The following is a 20756-nucleotide window of genomic DNA, read 5'->3' on the forward strand; positions in this document are numbered from 1 at the left end:
GGACAACAGGTTCGGTCCCATCCGACCGTAGTCCCCGCGGGCCGTCGCCGCCGACGGAGGTCGACGTATCCGTTGCAACACCGCGCCGCACGCTGCCTGCCGTGCCAAACTCTGCCCATGAGCGGAAGGGTCGGGCCGCGCGTCGCCGTCGTCGTCTCCGTGTTGACCCTCGTGACCGCCGTCGTCGGTTTCATCGTCACCTTGGTGCTCAACACGTTCGTCCTCGACGATTTCGACGCATACGGCGAGGTGCCGATTCCGGGATCCGGAAACATCGAATTGCCCGCGGGCGAGGTGACCGTCAGCTTCCACACCGTGACCACCGGACAACCCACGAGTGGCTTTCCGATCCCCGCGCTCAGCATCAACATCGACGCGCCCGAGGGCGCGGCGGATCCCGCGGTGACCGAAAGTATCGGCGGGACAACCACCGTGAACAGCGACACCCACGTGCGGATCTGGGTGGTCCAGGTCGCCGAGCCCGGCACCTATCGAGTCTCGACCGACGGCAGCGTGAACGGATACATCAATCCACGGCTGTCCTTCGGCCATGGCAGTTCGTATGGCTGGCTGGCCTGGCTGTGCGGCGGATTGGCCGTGCTCGGGGTGCTCGCGCTGATCGCCGCCCTGATCTGGTCGGGTCGCGCGGCCAAGGCGGCGCGACCGCTGGCGCCGCACGAGATCGTCAACGCCGAAGCACCGCCGACGCTTCGGGCGGTCTCGACGCCCGCGTCGGCGTATCAACCCGACGACCGGGGCGCACGTCTCGAACAGCTCAAGCAGCTGGGCGCTCTTCGGGATTCGGGTGCGCTGACCGAGGCCGAGTTCGAGGCGGAGAAGCGCCGCATCCTGGGGGACTAGCTGCTCGAATCTGATTGGCAGCTCAGCTGCTCGAGCCTGATTGGCAGTTCAACTGCTCGAATCTGATTGGCAGCTCAGCTGCTCGAATCTGATTGGCAGCTCAGCTGCCGCGGGCCACCCACTCGTCGTAGTTGACGAGTTCGTCGCCGATGGTCGTGGAGTCGCCGTGACCGGTGTAGACGACCGTGTGGTCGGGCAGCTTCCCCAGCCGGCCGGAGATCGACTCGAGGATGGTGGGGAAGTCGGAGAACGACCGCCCTGTCGCCCCAGGCCCGCCCTGGAAGAGGGTGTCGCCGGAGAACACCGCGTTCAACTCGGGCGCGTGCCAGCACACCGAACCCGGCGAGTGGCCTGGCGTGTGCAAGGCGCGAAGCTCCGTCCCGGCGACCCGCAGGGTATCGCCGTCGGCGACGGTGCGGAAGTCGCTGTCCGGGTGCGTCATTCGCCACAGCACGTCGTCGGCCGGGTGCATCAGCACCGGAGCGTCGAGCGCCTGACCCAGTTCGGGCGCCACCGTCACATGGTCGTTGTGCCCATGGGTGCACACCACTGCGACCACATGCCGACCGCCGACCGCGTTGACGATCGGTCCCGCGTCGTGGGCCGCGTCGAACACCACCACCTCGGAGTCGTCGCCGACGATCCAGATGTTGTTGTCGACCTCCCAACTGCCGCCGTCGAGTTCGAAGGTCCCGTGGGTGACCACCCGGCCGATCGGTCCGCCGTTCATGATTCTCCGTTCCTCGCGCGAGCATTCCTCACAAGATCACCACCGAGCGCAGCACCTCGGAGCCGCCGTGCATCTTGTGGAACGCCTCTTCCACGTCGTGGATACCGATGCGTTCGGTGACGAACTTGTCCAGCGGCAGCCGCCCCTGCAGGTACAGGCTGATCAGGGTGGGGAAGTCGCGTTCGGGCAGGCAGTCGCCGTACCACGAGGACTTCAGTGCGCCGCCCCGCGAGAAGAAGTCGATCAGCGGCATCTCCAGCGTCATGTCCGGGGTCGGAACCCCGACCAGGACAACGGTTCCCGCCAGGTCGCGGGCGTAGAACGCCTGCTTCCAGGTCTCCGGTCGCCCGACCGCGTCGATCACCACGTCGGCGCCGAAGCCGTCGGTGAGGTCGGCGATGGTCTCCACGGGATCCAGCTCGCGGGCGTTGATGGTGTGGGTGGCGCCGAAGTCGCGCGCCCACTCCAGCTTCTTGTTGTCGGTGTCGACGGCGATGATGCGCTTGGCGCCGACCAGTGCGGCCCCGGCGATGGCGGCGTCGCCGACACCTCCGCAGCCGATCACCGCCACGGTGTCGTCGCGGCTCACCGCGCCGGTGTTGACCGCGGCGCCCAGGCCGGCCATCACGCCGCAGCCGAGCAGTCCGGCCGCCGCGGGGTCGGCGGCCGGATCGACCTTGGTGCACTGCCCCTCGTGCACGAGGGTCTTGTCTGCGAATGCGCCGATGCCCAGCGCCGGGGTCAACTCGGTGCCGTCGGTCAGTGTCATCTTCTGCGCGGCGTTGTGGGTGTCGAAGCACAGGTGCGGGCGGCCGCGCTTACAGGCCCGACACTGGCCGCACACCGCGCGCCAGTTCAGGATCACGAAGTCACCGGGTTCGACGTTGGTGACGCCTTCGCCGACGGATTCGACGCTGCCCGCGGCCTCGTGGCCCAGCAGGAACGGGAACTCGTCGTTGATGCCGCCCTCCCGATACGTCAGGTCGGTGTGGCAGACCCCGCACGCGGTGACGTCGACCACCACCTCACCCGGACCCGGGTCGGGAATCACGATGTCCACGACCTCGACTGGTTCGTCCTTCTTCCGTGAGATCACTCCGCGCACCGTTTGACTCATGAGTACAACCTATCGGCTGCGGGGAACACTGGGCATATGGCTGATTCGCTTCCCGCGCTGTTCCTCTCCCACGGTGCGCCGCCGCTGGTCGACGACGAGCTGTGGGTGCGTCAGCTGGCGGCATGGGCTACGGAGCTGCCGCGTCCGGCGGCCATCCTCGTCGTGTCGGCGCACTGGGAATCCGCACCCTTGACGATCGGCTCGACGACGACCGAGACACCACTGACCTACGACTTCTGGGGCTTCCCGGAGCGCTACTACCAGACGACCTACGACGCCCCCGGCGCCGTCGACCTCGCCGCGAGGGTCGAGGCGATGCTGCCAAGCGATGAGCCAGTGCGGCACGACCCCGACCGCAGACTCGACCACGGCGCCTACGTTCCGCTGACGGTGATGTATCCCGCCGCCGACATTCCGGTTCTGCAGATCTCGATGCCGACACTCGATCCGGGAACGCTGCTGAACCTGGGCGAGCGGTTGCGGCCGTTGCGCGATGAGGGCGTGCTCATCATCGGTTCCGGGTTCACCACGCACGGCCTACCGTTCCTCGACGACCCGTCGACGGGCGCGCAGCCGCCGGACTGGTCGACGGAGTTCGACATATGGGCAGCCGAGATGTTCACCGCAGGCGACGTGGACGCGTTGATCGACTTCCGGCACCGGGCGCCGGGCATGCCGTACGCGCATCCGACGATCGAGCACTGGTCGCCGCTGTTCGTCCCGCTCGGCGCCTCTAGGGACCCCGGACAGCAGGCACGACAGGTGATCGACGGCTACTGGATGGGGCTGGCCAAGAGATCGATCGAATTGATTTAGCCGTTGAACCGCCCGGCGCGGGACTCCGTTGTGCAATGGAGATCAGTTCAGCACGCCGGAGGGAACCCGCTATGACCGATATCGACCAAAGCCCAGCCGCGGACACGACCGAGGATTTCGCCGCGCGGATGGTGTCCGCGATCGACAACGCCAGCCTCGTCCTGCTGTTGTCGATCGGCCACCAGACCGGGTTGTGGGACACCATGGCCGGTTCGGCCCCGGCCACCAGCGCCCAGCTGGCCGCGGCCGCGGGACTCAACGAACGCTATGTGCGGGAGTGGCTGGGCGGTGTCGTCACGGCCGGAGTAGTCGACTACGACGCGTCGGCGGGCACGTATTCGCTGCCGGGGCACCGCGCCGCGGTGCTCACTCGGGCCGCCGGCCCGGACAACGTCGCGCGGTTGGCGCAATTCCTCTCACTGCTCGGCGAGGTCGAGCAGAAGATCATCGGCTGCTTCCGCTCCGGCGGAGGGTTGTCCTACAGCGAGTATCCGCGGTTCCACACGGTGATGGCCGAGCAGAGCGGAGAGGTGTTCGACGCCGCGCTCGTCGACGTCATCCTGCCGTTGGCGGGGGGACTGCCGCAGCTGCTGCGCGACGGGGCCGACGTCGCCGACATCGGGTGCGGCAGCGGGCACGCGATCAACGTGATGGCCCAGGCGTTCCCGGCCAGCCGGTTCACCGGCATCGACTTCAGCGACGAGGGTCTCGGGGTGGGGCGCGCCGAGGCCGCCCGACTGGGCCTGGCCAACGCCACCTTCGTCGCAGCAGACGTCGCAGCACTCGATATGTCCGAATGTTACGATGCGATAACGGTTTTCGATGCCATCCACGACCAAGCCGCACCGGCGGCCGTGCTGGCGAACATCTATCGCGCGCTGCGGCCGGGCGGCTGCCTGCTCATGGTCGACGTCAAGGCCTCGAGCCGGCTGGAGGACAACGTCGGCGTGCCGCTCTCCACGTATCTCTACACGGTCTCGACGATGCACTGCATGACGGTGTCGCTCGGCCTCGACGGTGCGGGGTTGGGTACCTGCTGGGGCCATCAACTCGCCGCGTCGATGCTCGCCGACGCGGGTTTCAGCGACGTCCAGGTGCGCGAGATCGAGACCGATCCGATCAACAACTACTACATCGCGCGCAAGTAGGCTCGGCGCGATGAGCGCGCTGGATCTCATGGGCGACTGGCCGGTGCCCAACGCCGCGGCCGCCGTGGTCGGACCGTCCGGGGTGGTGGCCGAGCACGGCGACCAGCGGCGGCGATTCGAGTTGGCGTCGGTGACCAAGCCGCTGGCCGCACGCGCGGTGCAGGTCGGTGTCGAGGAGGGTGCCGTCGAACTCGACACCGAGGCTGGCCCGCCCGGGGCGACCGTGCGCCACCTGCTGGCACACGCGTCGGGTTACTCGATGCGCTCGTCGGAGACGATGGCCGAGCCGGGAACGCGGCGCGTCTACTCGAACTACGGGTTCGGGGTGCTCGCCGAGACGCTGGAGAAGTCGACGGGCATCGCGTTCGACCGGTATCTGACCGAGGCGGTGTTCGAACCGCTGGGCATGACCGACAGCGTGCTCGACGGTGGCGCGGCCGCAGCGGGGTACGGCGCGACGTCGACGGTCGCCGATCTGGCGGCCTTCGCCGCGGACTTGCTTCGGCCGGCGACGGTCTCCGCACAACTGCATGGCGAGGCGATCTCGGTGCAGTTTCCCGGCCTGGACGGGGTGCTGCCGGGGTTCGGTGTGCAGCGGCCCAACGACTGGGGGCTGGGCTTCGAGATCCGCGGCGGCAAGTCGCCGCACTGGACGGGCGAGGCGAACTCCGAGCGCACGTTCGGGCATTTCGGCCAGTCAGGGACGTTTTTGTGGGTTGATCCGGACGCCGATCGGGCGCTCGTCGTGCTCACCGACCGCAATTTCGGCGAGTGGGCGTACAAGCCGTGGCGGGCCTTGTCTGACGAAGTCCTGAGAGAATTCGGCGCAGACTAGCGCAACAGGCGCCTCACAAGGCACAATAGACACGCACGACACATATTTTGCTGCGAAGTTTCGGGTCCAAGAGGCCGCTTGGGGAAGACGTCCCTCGTGGAGCCGAAGGAGTGGCAAATGCGTGCGTCGAACCAGTTCGCCGAAGCGACGACGGGCGTGGTCTACATCCACGCGTCACCCGCTGCGGTGTGCCCGCATGTCGAGTGGGCGTTGTCGTCGACCCTTCAATCGAGGGCGAACCTCAAGTGGACCCCGCAACCGGCCATGCCGGGACAGTTGCGTGCCGTCACCAACTGGGTCGGTCCGGTCGGGACCGGCGCCGCGCTGGCCAGTGCGCTGCGCTCGTGGTCGGTGCTGCGCTTCGAGGTGACCGAGGATCCCAGCCCGGGCGTCGACGGCCATCGCTGGTGCCACACGCCGCAGCTCGGACTGTGGAGCGGGTCGATGAGCGCCAACGGCGACGTGATAGTCGGCGAGATGCGGCTGCGGGCGATGATGGCCGCCGGCGCCGACACGTTGGCCGCCGAACTGGACTCCGTGCTGGGCACGGCATGGGACGAGGCCCTGGAGCCGTACCGCGACGGTGGTGCGGGCGCGGAGGTGAGCTGGCTCAGCCGCGGAGTCGGGTAGCCGACGACATCAGGCAGGGACTCGGGTAGCCGACGACATCAGGCAGGGAGTGGGGTTGCCGAGGACGCCGATTGTGCATCCGGCGACGCTTTTCGCCGGTTTTCCGTCGCAGATTTCACTTTCGGCGCGGCGTCAGGATCTTGAGCGCGCCGGGCACCGCAGACACCTCGACCGGTAACGGGCACATGTACTCGCCGTCGGCGTAGGCGTTGATGCCGGGGGAGTCCACGGTGATCGTCTTGGCCCGTGCGGTGCTGACCTCGTCGAGGTCGACGTGGGTGCCCTTGAACACGGTGGGAAACAACCGGATCAGCCGAGTGCGCGACGCCGAGGCCACCATCGTGACGTCCAGCAGGCCGTCGGTCGGGTCGGCGCCGGGACAGATCCGCATGCCGGCGCCGTAGCTGCGGGTGTTACCGAATGCGGCGAGCGTCAACTCCGTCGTCACCTCCTGGCCGTCGAACGACAACCGAAACGGCAGCAGTCGAAGCTTCGACAACTCGGCGACCATCGCGAGGTTGTATCGCATGCGGCCGTGGGGCCAACGCATCCGATTGGTCCGATCGGTCACCAGCGAGTCGAAACCCGCGGCCATCACGGTGCCGAACCACTTGTCGGTGCCGTCGGCGCCGCGGATCCGCCCGAGGTCGATGGTCCGGGCGACCCCGCCGGTCACGCCGTCGACAACGACGTCGGCGGCGGCTTCGGGATCACGGGTGGGAATGTCGAATTCGCGCGCGTGGTCGTTGCCGGTGCCCGCCGGGATGATGCCCAACGGGATGTCGGTCTGCGCAAGCACTTGCAGCGCAAGGGAAATGATGCCGTCGCCACCGACGACGACGAGCGCGTCCATCCCGCGATCAAGCGCGCCCTCGACGAGTTTGCGCGCATGCTCGGCGCTGGTACCCGCGATCGCGACGACGTCCATGCCGCGCCGATGGAATTGCGCGACAGCGCGTTCGGCCGCGTGTGGTGCGCTGCCGTGCCCCGACGCGGGGTTCGTCAGCATCGTGACGCGACCGTCGATCGTCATGGGATCAACTTGCCCGGGTTGAGGATTCCCACCGGGTCGAGCGTGTCCTTGACCGCGCGCAGGATCGCGACGCCGAGATCGCCGACTTCGTCCCGCATCCACGGCCGGTGGTCGGCGCCGACGGCGTGGTGGTGGGTGATGGTGGCCCCGGTACGCATCATCGCCTCTGACGCCGCGGCTTTCGCCTTGCGCCACTGCTCGATCGGGTTGCCCCGCTGCCCGGCGACGACCGTGAAGTACAGCGACGCGCCGGTGGGATACACATGCGAAATGTGGCACAGCACCAGCGATGGCGTGCCGGTTTCGGTCAGCGCGTTCGTCAGCGCCTCGGTGACGGCGGCCTTGAGCGCAGGCACGTTCGACCAGTTCGTCGCCGTTTCCAGCGTTTCGCACAGCGCGCCTGCTGAGAGCAGCGAGTCACGCAGATACGGCGCGTTGAACCGGCCGTGCTCCCATGCGCGTGCGGGTTCTTCACCCAGCGAGGTGCCGCCCGCGGCCTCGAGCACCGCGCGCGTCTCGGAATGTCTGCTGGCGACATGGGCTTCGGTGCCCTCGAACATCGTGATCGCCAGGCAGCCTCCGGTGATCTGCTTCTCGCCGATGCTGTCGGTGGTCGCCAGATTCACTCCGGTCTCGGCCTCGTCGGACAGCCGGATCACCGTCGGGCCGGTCCCGGTCTGCACGACGGTGCGCAAAGCGTCGGCGCCCGTGGCGAAGTCGGGGAACGACCACGCCTCGTAGCGGGTGGCCGTCGGGACCGGATGCACCCGTACCCGCACGCGGGTGATGACGCCGAGCACGCCTTCCGATCCGATCAGTAGTTGTCGCAGGTCAGGTCCGGCCGCCGACTCCGGTGCGCGGCCGAGGTCCAACACGCCGACCGGTGTGACCGCGCGCAGACCGCGCACCATGTCGTTGAACCGGCCGTAGCCCGCCGAGTCCTGGCCCGACGACCGCGTCGCGGCGAACCCGCCGATCGTGGCGAACTGGAAACTCTGCGGGAAGTGGCCGAGCGAGAAGCCGCCCGCGCCCAGCAGGCGTTCGGCGTCCGGTCCGGTCACTCCTGCGCCGAGTTCGGCTTCTCCGGACACCTCGTCGAGGAAGTGCAGTTCGTCGAATCGGCGCAGGTCCAGGGAGATCGCCGCGCGGAACTCGCCGCGGATCGGATCCAGGCCGCCGACGACGCTGGTGCCGCCGCCGAACGGGACGACGGCGATGCGGCGCTCGCCGCACAGGTGCAGGATCGCGGTGATCTCCTCTTCGGTGCCCGGCAGCACCACCGCGTCCGGCGCGTCCTGCTCATCGGGATCGCGGCGGCGCAGCAGGTCCAGCGTCGACTTGCCGCCGGCCCGGAGCAGACGGCCGTGATCGTCGATGTGGCAGTAGTCCCGCCCGACGATGCCGATGAGTGCGTCGCGGTCCTCGTCGGTCAGCGCCGACGGGCGCAGTCGCACCTGTTCGGGTTCGAGTTCTTGGGTGGTCGACGTCTCTACGCCGAGCGCCTGTTCGAGCAGCGTGCGGATGCCGTCGGACAGCGGTTTCGCCTCGGCGGGGTCACCCCAGGCGTTCCACTTCATCGGGGGCAGGAGAGCGGTCGAGTGAGCATCGGGACGCGTCATGCGTTACAGTATTACACATGTCGTCAATCCGTAACGACGAGTCGACGGTCGAGGGGCGCATCATCGATGCCGCGGCGGCCTGCGTGCTCGCGGTAGGAGTCAAGCGGGTCACGCTGACCGACATCGCCCGGCGTGCGCGCATGAGCCGCCCGACCATCTACCGCAGGTGGTCCGATACGAACGGGGTGCTCGCGGCGCTGATGACCGAGCGCATCGCGGGTGTGCTGGACAAAGTGCCCGACACCGGTTCCGACCGCAGAGCGTTGGTGCAGCGGGTCGTGGAGGTGGCCCGGCATCTGCGGAAGGACGAGATCATCATGTCGGTGCTGCGCGACGCTCCGGAATTCGCGATGGTCTACATCGCCAATCGGCTCGGGACCAGCCAGATGATCCTCATCGACGCGTTGACCCACGCCATCAAGATCGCCCAGGACGACGGCAGCGTGCGCGCCGGCGATGCGCGCCAGTTGGCCGCGATGTGCCTGCTGATCACCCAGTCGGCCATCCAGTCCGCGCAGATGGTCGAGAAACTCTTGGACACCGCTGCGCTCGACGCCGAGTTGGCGCACGCCCTCGACGGGTATCTGGCACCGTGACCGGCTCGACGGCTCTGAACTCCGCGCGCCGCAGCGCCGAACTGGCGGCGCTGGCCGATGGCGAGCGCGTCGACGTCATCGTCATCGGCGGCGGCATCACCGGAACGGGCATCGCGCTGGACGCGGCGACCCGCGGTCTGAGCGTCGTGCTGGTGGAGAAGCACGACCTGGCGTTCGGCACCAGCCGGTGGAGCTCCAAGCTGGTTCACGGCGGACTGCGATATCTGGCGACGGGCAACGTCGGGATCGCCCGTCGCAGTGCCGTTGAACGCGGAATCCTGATGACGCGCAACGCACCTCATCTAGTTACGGCGATGCCGCAGTTGGTGCCGCTGCTTCCGTCGATGAACACCGCGTCGCGGGCGCTGGTGCGTTTCGGCTTCGCCGCCGGCGACGGGCTGCGAAAGCTGGCGGGCACGCCGGCGTCGGTGTTGCCCCGCTCCCGGCGGATCGACGCGAGCCGGGCCGTCGAGCTGGCGCCGACCGTGCGCCGCGACGGTCTCGACGGCGCGTTCCTGGCGTATGACGGGCAGTTGATCGACGACGCCCGCCTGGTCACCGCGGTGGCGCGGACGGCGGCCCAGCACGGTGCCCGGGTGTTGACGCGGGTGGCGGCGTCACACGCGACCGGCACCTCGGTGCGGCTGACCGATCAGCTCACCGGCGAGTCGTTCGACGTCGCCGCGCGCGCCGTGATCAACGCCTCCGGGGTGTGGGCGGGCGAGGTGGATTCCTCGATAAAGCTGCGGCCCAGCCGCGGAACGCATCTGGTTTTCGACGCTGCGGTGTTCGGCAATCCTGTTGCGGCGCTGACCATTCCGATACCCGGCGAGATCAACCGCTTCGTGTTCGCGATGCCCGAGCAGTTGGGCCGGGTGTACCTCGGGCTCACCGACGAGGACGCCCCAGGCCCGGTCCCCGACGTGCCCGAACCCGCGCCCGAGGAGGTCTCGTTCCTGCTCGACACGGTGAACACCGCCCTGGATGTGGCGTTGAGCCCGTCCGACGTGATCGGCGCCTACGCGGGTCTGCGTCCGCTGATCGACACAGGCGCGGGCCGCACCGCCGACGTCTCGCGCGAACACGCGGTCGCCGAATCACCCTCGGGCGTCATAAGTGTCATCGGCGGCAAGCTGACCGAGTACCGCTTCATGGCCGAGGACGTGCTGGACCGAGCGATCGAGTGGCGCGGGCTGACCGCGACCGACTGCCGCACCCGCAACCTGCCCCTTGTCGGGGCGCCGTCGAATCCGGTTGCCACGCTGCGTCATCCGACGGAGATGCCGGGTTCGCTGGTTGCTCGCTTCGGTGCCGAAGCGCCGAACGTCATCGCCGCCGCCGCGTGCGAGCGGCCCACCGAACCGGTCGCCGAGGGGATTGACGTCATCCGTGCGGAATTCGAGTACGCGGTGACCCATGAGGGTGCGCTGACCGTCGACGACATCGTCGACCGCCGCACCCGCATCGGCCTGGTCGAGGCCGACCGCGAGCGGGTGGTGGCGGTAGCCGACGAGTTCGTGGTGTCAGCGCCCGAACGGTAGCCTCGCGCCTCTTTCGCCGAGGCCGACGAAATGGTCGATTCCGCACGCGCATTCCCGCCAGAACGTCGGTTTCGACGCTGAAGGTTGCGGCGCCGCTCGAGGTTACAGCGGGATGTTCTTGTGCCGGCCGCGGCGTGCCGGTGCCTCGGCCAGCGCCTGGGTCAGCTTGCTGCGGGTGTGCGACGGGTCGATCTTCTCGTCGACGACGCCGATGTCGATCGCGGAATCGACTCCGCCCGCGATCTTCTCGTGCTCGACGGCCAACTGCTCATGCAGGGCTTCGCGCTCGGTGAGATCTTCCACGGCGGCCAGCTTCTTCTTGTGCAGGATGCCGACCGCGGCCTTGGCGCCCATGACGGCGACCTCGGCATCCGGCCAGGCGTAGACCTTCGTCGCACCCAACGAGCGCGAATTCATCGCGATGTAGGCGCCGCCGTAGATCTTGCGCGTCACCAGCGTGACCCGCGGGACCGAGCACTCGCCGAACGCGTGCAGCAGCTTGGCTCCGCGCCGTACGACGCCGCCCCACTCCTGATCCACGCCGGGCAGGTAACCGGGAACGTCGACGACGTTGATGATCGGAATCCCGAATGCGTCGCACAGGCGCACGAATCGTGCCGCCTTCTCGGCACTTTCGGAGTTCAGGCAGCCGCCGAGCCGCAGCGGGTTGTTGGCGATGACGCCGACGGAGCGACCGGACAACCGACCGAGACCGATGACGATCGACGGTGCCCACTTGGCCTGGAACTCCTCGAACGGAACGCCCTCGTCCAACAACGCCTCGACGAGCGGGTGCACGTCGTAGGCGCGTCGCGCCGACTCCGGCAGCAGCGCGTGCAGGTCGGTGTCGCCCGCTTCGGCCTTGGCCCGGTCGAAATGGCCCTGCTGGCAGAACAATCCAACCAGCCGGCGGCCGCGCTCGTAGGCGTCGAGCTCGTCGTCGGCGACGATGTGGCACACGCCGGACTTCTTGTGGTGGGTGTCCGGGCCGCCGAGGCTCGCCATGTCGACGTCCTCGCCGGTGACGCTGCGCACCACATCCGGTCCGGTGACGAACACCCGGCTCTCCGGCGCCATCACGATCACGTCGGTGAGGGCGGGTCCGTAGGCCGCACCGCCGGCGGCGAAGCCGACGACGACCGAGATCTGCGGGACGTAGCCGGACGCCCGGATCATCGCCTCGAACACCAGGCCGACCGCGTGCAGCGCCTTGACGCCCTCGGCGAGGCGGGCACCGCCGGAGTGCCAGATGCCCACGATCGGGCTCTGCTCCTCGATGGCCTGGTCGTAGGCGTCGACAATATGGGCACAGCCCTCGACGCCCATGGCCCCGCCCATGACGGTGCCGTCGGTGCAGAACGCGATGGTACGCAGCCCGTTGACGGTTCCGGCGGCGGCGAGAACGCCCGAACGGTCGCGCTCGTGGAGCAGTTCGACACTGCCGTCGTCGAAGAAGGTGCTCAGACGCAGCAGCGGGTCACGAGGGTCGAGCGATTCGCCGACTGTCTCGGGCGCCATGGTCGTCATTCACATACCTCCTATTGCGCTGGATCCCGGGGAGTGTCAGTACTTCCCGAAAGCGAGCGCGACGTTGTGCCCACCGAATCCGAACGAGTTGTTGATCGCGTACTGGTAATTGCCTGACCGCGGTTCACCGGCGACCACGTCCAGATCGATTTCCGGGTCGAGATTTCGCAGGTTCAGCGTCGGCGGAATGATGCCTTCGCGCAACGCCATAACGGTCAGGATGGACTCGACGGCACCGACCGCGCCGACCGAGTGGCCGAGCGCAGCCTTGGGTGCGTACACCGCAGGCTTGTGGCCGCCCATCGCGTTGTTGATCGCCTTACCCTCGGCCACGTCGCCGACGCTGGTGCCGGTGGCATGCGCGTTGACGTGGTCGATGTCAGTGGGCTGCAGCCCGGCGAGCTGGATGGCGCGTGTCATCGCGTGACCGGCCTGTTCGCCGTTCGGGTCCGGCGCCACGATGTGGTAGCCGTCCGAGGTGATGCTGGCTCCCATGATCCGAGCCAGGATGTTGGCGCCGCGGGCCTTGGCGTGCTCTTCGGTCTCGATGACCATCAGCGCACCCCCTTCGCCGAACACGAACCCGTTACGGTCCTTGTCGAACGGGCGGCATGCGCCGGCAGGGTCGTCGTTGGTGGTGGACAAGACGATTCGCATCTGGGCGAAGCCGGCGATCGGCACCGCCTCGATCTTGGTCTCCACCCCGCCGCAGATCGCGACGTCCGCATCACCAAGCACGATGTTGCGCCAGGCGTGCGCGATGCCTTCGGAACCCGATGCGCAGGCCGACACCGGAGTGACCACCCCGGCGCGGGCCTTTCGCTCCAATCCCACTGCGGCGGCAGCGGCGTTGGGCATGTACATCTGCACGGCCAGCGGGGAAACCGCCTTGAGGCCTTTGGAGCGCATGTTGTCGTAGCTGAACACCAGCTCCTCGGTGGAGCCCATGCCGGTGCCGATCGACACCATCAGCCGTTTGGGGTCGACCTCGGGGGTGCCCGCGTCCTCCCAGACCCGCCGGCTCAGCACCGTCGACATCTTCTGCAGGTACGACAGCCGGCGCAGTTCCACCCGGGTCAACTCGTGGTCGAAGTCCTCGAGGAGATGCCCGCCGATGCGAACCGGCAGGTCATACTCGTCGACGAACGGGTCCTCGAGCCTGCGGATTCCGCTCTGGCCGTCCAGCAGCTTCTTCCAGGTGTCGTCCGCGCTGGTGGCCAGGGCCGTCGTCATGGCGATACCCGTGACGACGACGTTGGGGAAACCGTCCCCCGTGGAAAGTGCGGCTAACCCTGCCATTACTGCTGAGGAGTTCCTTCCGCTCAGTAGCGTCCGAAGGCCAGGGCGACATTGTGTCCGCCGAAGCCGAACGAGTTGTTGATGGCGTACTGGTAGTCGCCATAACGAGGCTCGCCTGCAACCACATCGAGATCGATCTCAGGATCGGGCGTCTCGTAGTTCAGTGTCGGCGGGATGACGCCGTCACGCAGCGAGAGCACGGTCAGAGCCGACTCCAGCGCGCCGACCGCTCCGATGGAGTGTCCGAGCGCCGACTTCGGCGCGTAGACCGCGGCGTGCTCCACCCCGGCCGACCGGATCGCGTTGGCCTCGGCGACGTCACCGATCGACGTGGCCGTGGCGTGGGCGTTGACGTGGTGGATGTCCTTGGGATCCAGGCCGGCGGTCTCCATTGCACGCTTCATCGCCTGACCGGCGCGAAGACCGTCGGACGCGGGCGCCACCATGTGGAAGGCGTCGGACGTGATGCCCGCACCCATCAGGCGGGCCAGCGGCTTGGCGCCACGAGCCTTGGCGTGTTCCTCGGTCTCGATGACCATGAGCGCACCCGCCTCGCCGAAGACGAACCCGTCGCGGTTCTTGTCGAACGGCCGCGAGGCGCCCTCGGGATCCTCGTTGTTGGTCGACATCGCGCGCATCATCGAGAACGCCGCGATCGGCAGCGCTTCGATTCCGCCCTCGACGCCGCCGACGACGGCGATGTCGGCGTCACCCATGACGATCTGACGCCAGCCGTGGGCGATGGCCTCCGAACCCGATGAGCAGGCCGAGACCGGGGTGATGACCCCGGCCCTCGCGCCCAGCTGCAGACCGATCACCGCGGCCGCACCGTTCGGCATGATCATCTGCACCGCGAGCGGCGACACCTTGCGGGGGCCGCCCTCGTTCATCGCGTCGTAGGTTTCGACGATCTTCTCGCCGCCACCCAGGCCGGTGCCGACGACCACGGTGAAGCGATCCGGATCGACCTCGGGTGTACCCGCGGTCTCCCAGAGCTGGCCAGACAGGAACTTGGCCATGCGCTGGACATACGACATCCGTCGCATGTCCAGTCGCGTCATGTGGTCGTCGATCGCGTCGACGAGGTGACCACCGATGCGGACCGGCAGGTCCCATTTGGTGACGAACTCATCCTCGAGGACGCGGATGCCGCTTTCTCCGGCCAGCAGCCCCTTCCACGTGCTCTCGATGTCCGCCGCGACCGACGTGGTTGCCGTGACGGCCGTCACGACGACGTTGGGGAAACCGCCGTTAGCAGTGGAAGGTCTACTCATGCCCGATCGGCTTCGATCTGCGCGCGGATGGCCGCGGCCGCTTCGGGGTTCTCTTCCTCGAGCTTCTGGATGTAGGTGACGACGTCACCGACGGTGCGAAGACCGGCGAGGTCCTCGTCGGGGATCTTCACGCCGTACTTGTCCTCGGTCTGCACGGCGATCTCGACCATCGACAGGGAGTCGATGTCCAGGTCGTCGACGAAGCTCTTCTCAGGGGTGACCTCGGAAGGCTCGATGCCGGTGACCTCTTCGATGATCTCGGCGAGACCGGTGATGATTTCGTCCTGACTGGCGGGCACGGTGGCTCCTTCTATTTGGTGGTGTTACTTGTTGGGAAATGACGATCGTTATGTGGTTGTGTCTGGCGCGAGCCTGCCTATGAGAGTGCGGCGAGCCCGTCCAGGTCAGCGGGGGACTTGACGGCGTGCGTCGGCACCCCCCGAAGTTCTCTTTTCGCGATACCCGCGAGGGCCCCGGCCGGCGGGAACTCGACGATCGCGGTCACATCGAGCCGGCGCATCGTCTCGGTGCACAGATCCCAACGGACCGGGCGCGTCATCTGCGCCACCAGCTTGCTCATGGCGTCGGCAGCCGAATCCACCGGCTGGCCATCCGCGTTCGACAGTAGCGTCGTGTTCGGTTCGGCGCTCGTTACACCTTCGGCCGCGGCGGCATAACCGTCGAGGGCCGAGGCCATGTAGTGGGTGTGGAACGCACCGGCGGTCGCCAGCTTGCGCACCCGCGCCTTCTCCGGCGGGTCCTCGACCAGCTTGTCCAGTGCGGCGATCGCACCGGCAGCGACGATCTGTCCGGCCGCGTTGCGGTTGGCCGGAACAAGGTCGAGCGCTTCGAGCCGAGCCAGCACGTCGGCTTCCTCACCGCCGAGGACGGCGGCCATGCCCGTGGGCTCGACCGCGCAGGCCTTGGCCATCTCCGCACCACGGGTGGCGGCCAGCTTGACGGCGTCGTCGGCGGAAATGACCCCGGCGATCGCGTAGGCGGCGATCTCACCGACGGAATGGCCCGCCACGACGGTCTTCTTGTCGGCGATTGCACCGCGTCGGGTCAGTTCCTCATGGGCCAGCAGCGTGGCCGCGACGACGAGCGGCTGGGTCACCGCGGTGTCGGTGATCTCCTCTGCGGAGGCGGTGGTGCCCAACCGGGCCAAGTCCAGCCCGCTGATCTCGGACCATCCGGCGAGCCGCTCGGCGGTACCGGGCAGCTCCAGCCATGCGGCGAGCATGCCGGGTGTCTGGGAGCCCTGTCCGGGCGCGAGAAGTGCAAGCACAGATTTATGAGGCACGAATTAAGAAAACACTGTGAAGACGGGTTTGCGCGGTGTAAGAGATTATGAACCTGGTCTTATGTTTTTGTGGAGACCCCACAAAATCGCCTGTGATGCGACGCTACCGAAATCCGACCGCGATCTACGCCCTGTCCAGCTGAGGATTGAGCGGTGCTGGTCGCAGCGCTGAACGCGCCGGGTTGATCATGTTTGCTGTGCTCGTCTGGTATGGCTGACGGCCCAATCGGCCGACGGTGATGGCCACCCGCAGCACGTAGGCGTCGCGCGGAAGCGTGGGATCGCGCCCGGTGAAGTCGGCGATTCGTCTCAGCCGGTACCGGACGGTATTTGGATGAACGAACAATTTGCGTGCGCAGGCCTCGATGGCCCCACCGGAGTCGAGATAGGCATCGAGGGTCTCCGTCAACGCCGGACCCGCGTCGGCCAGCGGCCTCATCACCTCGGTTTCCAACGCCGCGATCGCCGACACATCGCCCAGCAGTGCGCGTTCCGGGAGAAGTTCGCGCGCCGACACCGGCCGCGGCGCGCCCGACCAGCCCACGACGGCGTTCATGCCCGCGATGGCCTCGGTCGCGCTGCGGTGCGCGCTCGCCAGTGTGGTGGCGGTGGGTCCGACCACGACAGGACCCTCGGCGAACACCGTCATCATGTCGGCCAGGAACTTGTCGGTCGGGGAGATCGCACCCGACACGATCGCGACCAGCCATGTGCCGTGCACGTCCGACAGCGCGGCGCGGCCGTTGCGTCGCACCACGTCGTGGACGTCGTCGCTGGCCAGATCGATGCGGTCGGGCTGAGGCAGCCCGACGATGACGGTGGCGGGTGCGGTGGCGTCCCAGTTCAGCGTGGCCGCTTGGGATTGCAGTTCGGGGCCGACGTCGCCGCGTACCACCGCGTCGACGACGTTGGCCTCCATTCTGGTGTCCCATGCGCCGCGCGCCTCGGCCTGATCGGCGTAGGCGCTGGCCGCGGCGAACGCCAGGTCGCGGCTGTAACGCAGGATGCCCGCGGTCAGCGCGGTCAGCTGCTCCTCGGAGCGGGCCAGCAACGGCACCACTTCTTCGAAGAACTCCATGGTGACGCGCACCATCTCCACCGACTGCCGCAGCGCGATGCGCCGCCGCAGGTCCTGTGGCACGACCTCGAAGGCCTGTGCCGTGTAGCTGACGTTGCTCTGCGGGTCGCGCATCCACTCGACGAAGTTCACCACCGCCGTCTGTACGACCAGCTGGACGCTGGCCCGCTGCGACGCCTCGAGTTCGGCGAAGAACGGCAACCGTTCCTCCAATGCGCGCACGGCGTCGGTGGCCACCCGGCCCGAATACTGCTGCAACCGGCGCAGCACCGAGTCGGGAACGGCCTCGAGGACCTCGACCGTCGACTTCGGTGGCACGAACCGGTTGTCAGGCACCTCTAAAGGCTACGCCACCGCTATGGAGGAAACCTCCAAGCGGCCATGCCACTCAAGCGACTCCCTGTCGCATGTCGTCGCCTAAGCGACTCCCTGTCGCATGTCGTCGCCTAAGCGACTCCGGGGTCCGAGGTCTGCTCTGGGGCGGCCAGCACGTCGTCGATCTCGTACTTCTTCGCCGCCTCGACCGCGACGGACTGGTCGATATTGCCGTCGCGGGCCAGTCCTTCGAGCACGGCGACCGCGATCGACTCGCCGTCGGTGTTGTAGTACCGACGCGCGGCGGGGCGGGTGTCGGAGAAGCCGAACCCGTCGGTGCCCAGCGTGATGTAGGTGCCGGGGACCCACGCCCGGATCTGCTCGGGAACCCCGCGCATCCAGTCCGACACCGCGATTACCGGGCCTTCGGCGTCGGCCAGCACCTTGGTGATGTACGGGGTGCCCGCCGGCTGGTCCGGATGGCGCAGCCGTCGTTTCTCGATCTCGACGCCGTCGCGGTTGAGCTCGCCCCAGCTGGTCACCGACCACACGTCGGCGGCGACATCCCATTCGTCGGCGAGCAGCTCGGCGGCCTTGAGAGCCGACGGCATGGCCACACCCGACACCAGGATCTGCGCCGCATTGGACCGCTTTTCGGGCGCGGGCTGGTAGCGGTAGATGCCGCGCAGCAGGCCCTCGACGTCGAGGCCCTCCGGCTCCGGCGGCTGGACGTAAGGCTCGTTGTAGATCGTCATATAGAAGTAGACGTTCTCGGGATCCTCGCCGTACATCCGGCTCAGGCCGCTCTCGACGATGTAGGCGATCTCGTAGGCGAACGCCGGATCGTAGGCGACGACCGCGGGGTTGGACGCGGCCAGCAGCAGCGAATGCCCGTCGGCGTGCTGAAGGCCCTCACCCACCAGCGTGGTGCGCCCCGCCGTGGCGCCGAGAAGGAACCCGCGCGTCATCTGGTCGGCGGCCGCCCACAGGTTGTCGCCGGTGCGCTGGAATCCGAACATCGAATAGAAGATGTAGATCGGGATCATCGGCTCGTTGTGCGTCGAGTAGCACGTGCCTGCCGCGATGAAACTGGCTGAGGACCCGGCCTCGTTGATGCCCTCGTGCAGGATCTGGCCGACCTCGGATTCCTTGTAGGCCAACATCAATTCGGCATCGACCGAGGTGTACAGCTGGCCGTTGCGGTTGTAGATCTTGAGGTTGGGGAACCACGAGTCCATCCCGAAGGTGCGGGCCTCATCGGGAATGATCGGCACGATGCGCCAACCGATCTCCTTGTCGCGCAACAGTTCTTTGAACGTCCGGACGGTGGCCATCGTCGTGGCCACCTCCTGCTTACCGGACCCCTTCTTAAGCGCCTTGTAGGTGTCCCGGCCTGGCAGCGTCAGCGACTTGGTCTTGGTGCGACGCTCGGGCAGGAACCCGCCGAGCGCGCGCCTGCGGTCGAGCATGTAGCGGATCTCGGGTGCTTCCGGACCGGGGTGGTAGTACGGCGGAAGGTACGGGTTCTCCTCGAGTTGCTCGTCGCTGATCGGGATGCGCTGGGCATCGCGGAAGTACTTGAGGTCTTCGAGCGCAAGCTTTTTCATCTGATGAGTGGCGTTGCGGCCCTGGAAGTGCGCGCCCAACGAGTAACCCTTGATGGTCTTGGCCAAGATGACCGTCGGCTGGCCTTTGTGCTCCATGGCGGCGCGGTAGGCGGCGTAGACCTTGCGGTAGTCGTGACCGCCGCGCTTGAGGTTCCAGATCTCGGAGTCCGACATCTTCTCGACGAGCGCCTTGGTGCGGGGGTCGCGGCCGAAGAAGTGGTCGCGCACGTAGGCGCCGTCGTTGGCCTTGTAGGTCTGGTAGTCGCCGTCGGGCGTGCTGTTCATCAGGTTGACCAGCGCGCCGTCGCGGTCGGCGTGCAGCAGCGCATCCCATTCGCGGCCCCACACCACCTTGATGACGTTCCAGCCGGCCCCGCGGAAGAACGACTCGAGCTCCTGAATGATCTTGCCGTTTCCGCGTACCGGCCCGTCGAGGCGCTGCAAGTTGCAGTTGACCACGAAGGTGAGGTTGTCCAGCCCTTCCAGCGCGGCGACGTGCGCCAAGCCCCGGCTCTCGGGTTCGTCCATCTCCCCGTCGCCGAGGAACGCCCACACGTGCTGATCGGAGGTGTCCCTGATCTCCCGGTCGTGCAGGTAGTGGTTGAACCTTGCCTGGTAGATGGCGTTCATCGGGCCCAGCCCCATGGAGACCGTCGGGAACTCCCAGAAGTCGGGCATCAGCCGCGGATGCGGGTACGACGGCAGCCCGCCGCCGGGATGGCTGTGCTCCTGGCGGAAGCCGTCGAGTTGGTCGGCCGACAGGCGTCCTTCCAGGTACGCGCGGGCGTAGATACCTGGTGAGGCGTGACCTTGGATGAACACGTGGTCGCCGCCCCCGGGATGCTGCTTGCCGCGGAAGAAGTGGTTGAAGCCGACCTCGTAGAGCGCGGCCGACGACGCGTAGGTCGAAATATGGCCTCCGACACCGACTCCCGGCCGTTGTGCGCGGTGCACCATGATGGCGGCGTTCCACCGGATCCAGGTGCGGTAGCGGCGTTCGACGTCCTCGTCGCCGGGAAACCACGGCTCCAGCTCGGTGGGGATGGTGTTGACGTAATCGGTCGACGTCAGCGACGGGATGGCCACGCGCTGTTCGCCGGCGCGTTCGAGCAGACGCAACATCATGTAGCGTGCCCGCGCGGGGCCAGACTGTTCGAGCAGCTGGTCAAACGATTCCAGCCATTCGCCGGTCTCTTCGGGATCGATGTCGGGCAGGTACGACGCGACGCCTTCGCGGATCACCCTGACCCGGTCGTGTTCGGCTGCGTTGGTGGAGTTTTGGGCCAGGTCCTGGCGCGCGAACTCGGTGGTCAACTTCCGCTCCTTGGTAGGCGGTTCGGGTGCCCCCGCTCCTCGCGCAGATGTTTTCTGCGCTCGAATCGTGAGCGACGGGTTCCATCCTTCTCCCATCCTGCCCCACACGCACC

At 67.5% G+C, this 20756-nt stretch carries 18 protein-coding genes; 7 read left to right on the forward strand and 11 right to left on the reverse strand.

Annotated elements, in window-relative coordinates:
• Positions 1–117 precede the first annotated feature (117 nt).
• Positions 118–861 carry an SHOCT domain-containing protein gene (locus tag CEX87_RS17935; RefSeq protein WP_064394103.1) on the forward strand — a complete coding sequence of 248 codons (744 nt, stop codon included), beginning with the start codon at positions 118–120 and terminating at the stop codon, positions 859–861.
• A gap of 100 nt (positions 862–961) precedes the next feature.
• Here CEX87_RS17935 and CEX87_RS17940 read toward each other — a convergent pair whose 3' ends face one another.
• Both CEX87_RS17940 and CEX87_RS17945 read right to left on the reverse strand, forming a co-directional pair.
• Positions 962–1591: an MBL fold metallo-hydrolase gene (locus CEX87_RS17940; RefSeq protein WP_064394102.1), complete on the reverse strand. Its 630-nt coding sequence runs from the start codon at positions 1589–1591 to the stop codon at positions 962–964.
• Between the two features lie 28 nt (positions 1592–1619).
• On the reverse strand, positions 1620–2708 hold the full coding sequence (locus CEX87_RS17945; RefSeq protein WP_064394101.1) for an S-(hydroxymethyl)mycothiol dehydrogenase: 1089 nt from the start codon (positions 2706–2708) through the stop codon (positions 1620–1622).
• A 36-nt stretch (positions 2709–2744) separates the two neighbouring features.
• Between CEX87_RS17945 and CEX87_RS17950 the strand changes: the two genes are divergently transcribed.
• From CEX87_RS17950 to CEX87_RS17965, 4 genes are all read left to right on the forward strand, one after another.
• Positions 2745–3524 (forward strand): dioxygenase family protein, encoded by a 780-nt coding sequence (locus CEX87_RS17950; RefSeq protein WP_064418367.1) that lies wholly within the window; start codon positions 2745–2747, stop codon positions 3522–3524.
• Positions 3525–3595: 71 nt separating this feature from the next.
• Positions 3596–4672, forward strand: a complete 1077-nt coding sequence (locus CEX87_RS17955; RefSeq protein WP_094288389.1) for a class I SAM-dependent methyltransferase — start codon at positions 3596–3598, stop codon at positions 4670–4672.
• Positions 4673–4682: 10 nt separating this feature from the next.
• Complete coding sequence (locus tag CEX87_RS17960) at positions 4683–5507, forward strand: serine hydrolase domain-containing protein (RefSeq protein ID WP_064425697.1); 825 nt, start codon at positions 4683–4685, stop codon at positions 5505–5507.
• A gap of 117 nt (positions 5508–5624) precedes the next feature.
• Positions 5625–6137 (forward strand): DUF3145 domain-containing protein, encoded by a 513-nt coding sequence (locus tag CEX87_RS17965; protein ID WP_064394097.1) that lies wholly within the window; start codon positions 5625–5627, stop codon positions 6135–6137.
• A gap of 115 nt (positions 6138–6252) precedes the next feature.
• Here the strand turns inward: CEX87_RS17965 and CEX87_RS17970 are convergent, their stop codons facing one another.
• On the reverse strand, positions 6253–7170 hold the full coding sequence (locus tag CEX87_RS17970; protein WP_094288391.1) for a diacylglycerol kinase: 918 nt from the start codon (positions 7168–7170) through the stop codon (positions 6253–6255).
• Complete coding sequence (locus CEX87_RS17975) at positions 7167–8747, reverse strand: FAD-binding oxidoreductase (RefSeq protein WP_094288393.1); 1581 nt, start codon at positions 8745–8747, stop codon at positions 7167–7169. The genes CEX87_RS17970 and CEX87_RS17975 overlap by 4 nt, the downstream gene beginning before the upstream one ends.
• Before the next feature lie 59 nt (positions 8748–8806).
• Here CEX87_RS17975 and CEX87_RS17980 point away from each other — a divergent pair, with 59 nt between their 5' ends.
• A complete protein-coding gene (locus tag CEX87_RS17980; RefSeq protein WP_064394094.1) occupies positions 8807–9385 on the forward strand; it encodes a TetR/AcrR family transcriptional regulator in 579 nt (192 codons plus the stop codon).
• Positions 9382–10926: a glycerol-3-phosphate dehydrogenase/oxidase gene (locus tag CEX87_RS17985; protein WP_094288395.1), complete on the forward strand. Its 1545-nt coding sequence runs from the start codon at positions 9382–9384 to the stop codon at positions 10924–10926. Before CEX87_RS17980 ends, CEX87_RS17985 begins: the two co-directional genes overlap by 4 nt.
• 102 nt (positions 10927–11028) lie before the next feature.
• On the opposite strand, the gene CEX87_RS17990 is transcribed toward CEX87_RS17985, so the two are convergent.
• The 7 genes from CEX87_RS17990 to aceE form a co-directional block, all read right to left on the reverse strand.
• On the reverse strand, positions 11029–12453 hold the full coding sequence (locus CEX87_RS17990; protein ID WP_064418361.1) for an acyl-CoA carboxylase subunit beta: 1425 nt from the start codon (positions 12451–12453) through the stop codon (positions 11029–11031).
• A 36-nt stretch (positions 12454–12489) separates the two neighbouring features.
• A complete protein-coding gene (kasB, locus tag CEX87_RS17995; RefSeq protein WP_094288397.1) occupies positions 12490–13752 on the reverse strand; it encodes a 3-oxoacyl-ACP synthase KasB in 1263 nt (420 codons plus the stop codon).
• A gap of 23 nt (positions 13753–13775) precedes the next feature.
• Positions 13776–15026, reverse strand: coding sequence for a 3-oxoacyl-ACP synthase KasA (gene kasA, locus CEX87_RS18000; RefSeq protein WP_064394090.1), 1251 nt, complete (start codon positions 15024–15026; stop codon positions 13776–13778).
• Positions 15023–15325: a meromycolate extension acyl carrier protein AcpM gene (acpM, locus tag CEX87_RS18005; RefSeq protein WP_064394089.1), complete on the reverse strand. Its 303-nt coding sequence runs from the start codon at positions 15323–15325 to the stop codon at positions 15023–15025. The genes kasA and acpM overlap by 4 nt, the downstream gene beginning before the upstream one ends.
• Positions 15326–15402: 77 nt before the next feature.
• Positions 15403–16314, reverse strand: coding sequence for an ACP S-malonyltransferase (locus tag CEX87_RS18010; protein ID WP_094288399.1), 912 nt, complete (start codon positions 16312–16314; stop codon positions 15403–15405).
• Between the two features lie 139 nt (positions 16315–16453).
• Positions 16454–17743, reverse strand: a complete 1290-nt coding sequence (locus tag CEX87_RS18015) for a PucR family transcriptional regulator (RefSeq protein WP_094288401.1) — start codon at positions 17741–17743, stop codon at positions 16454–16456.
• Between the two features lie 110 nt (positions 17744–17853).
• A complete protein-coding gene (gene aceE / locus CEX87_RS18020; protein WP_066808463.1) occupies positions 17854–20643 on the reverse strand; it encodes a pyruvate dehydrogenase (acetyl-transferring), homodimeric type in 2790 nt (929 codons plus the stop codon).
• Positions 20644–20756 lie beyond the last annotated feature (113 nt).

This window comes from Mycobacterium lehmannii (assembly GCF_002245535.1).
Classification (GTDB): Bacteria; Actinomycetota; Actinomycetes; order Mycobacteriales; family Mycobacteriaceae; genus Mycobacterium; species Mycobacterium lehmannii.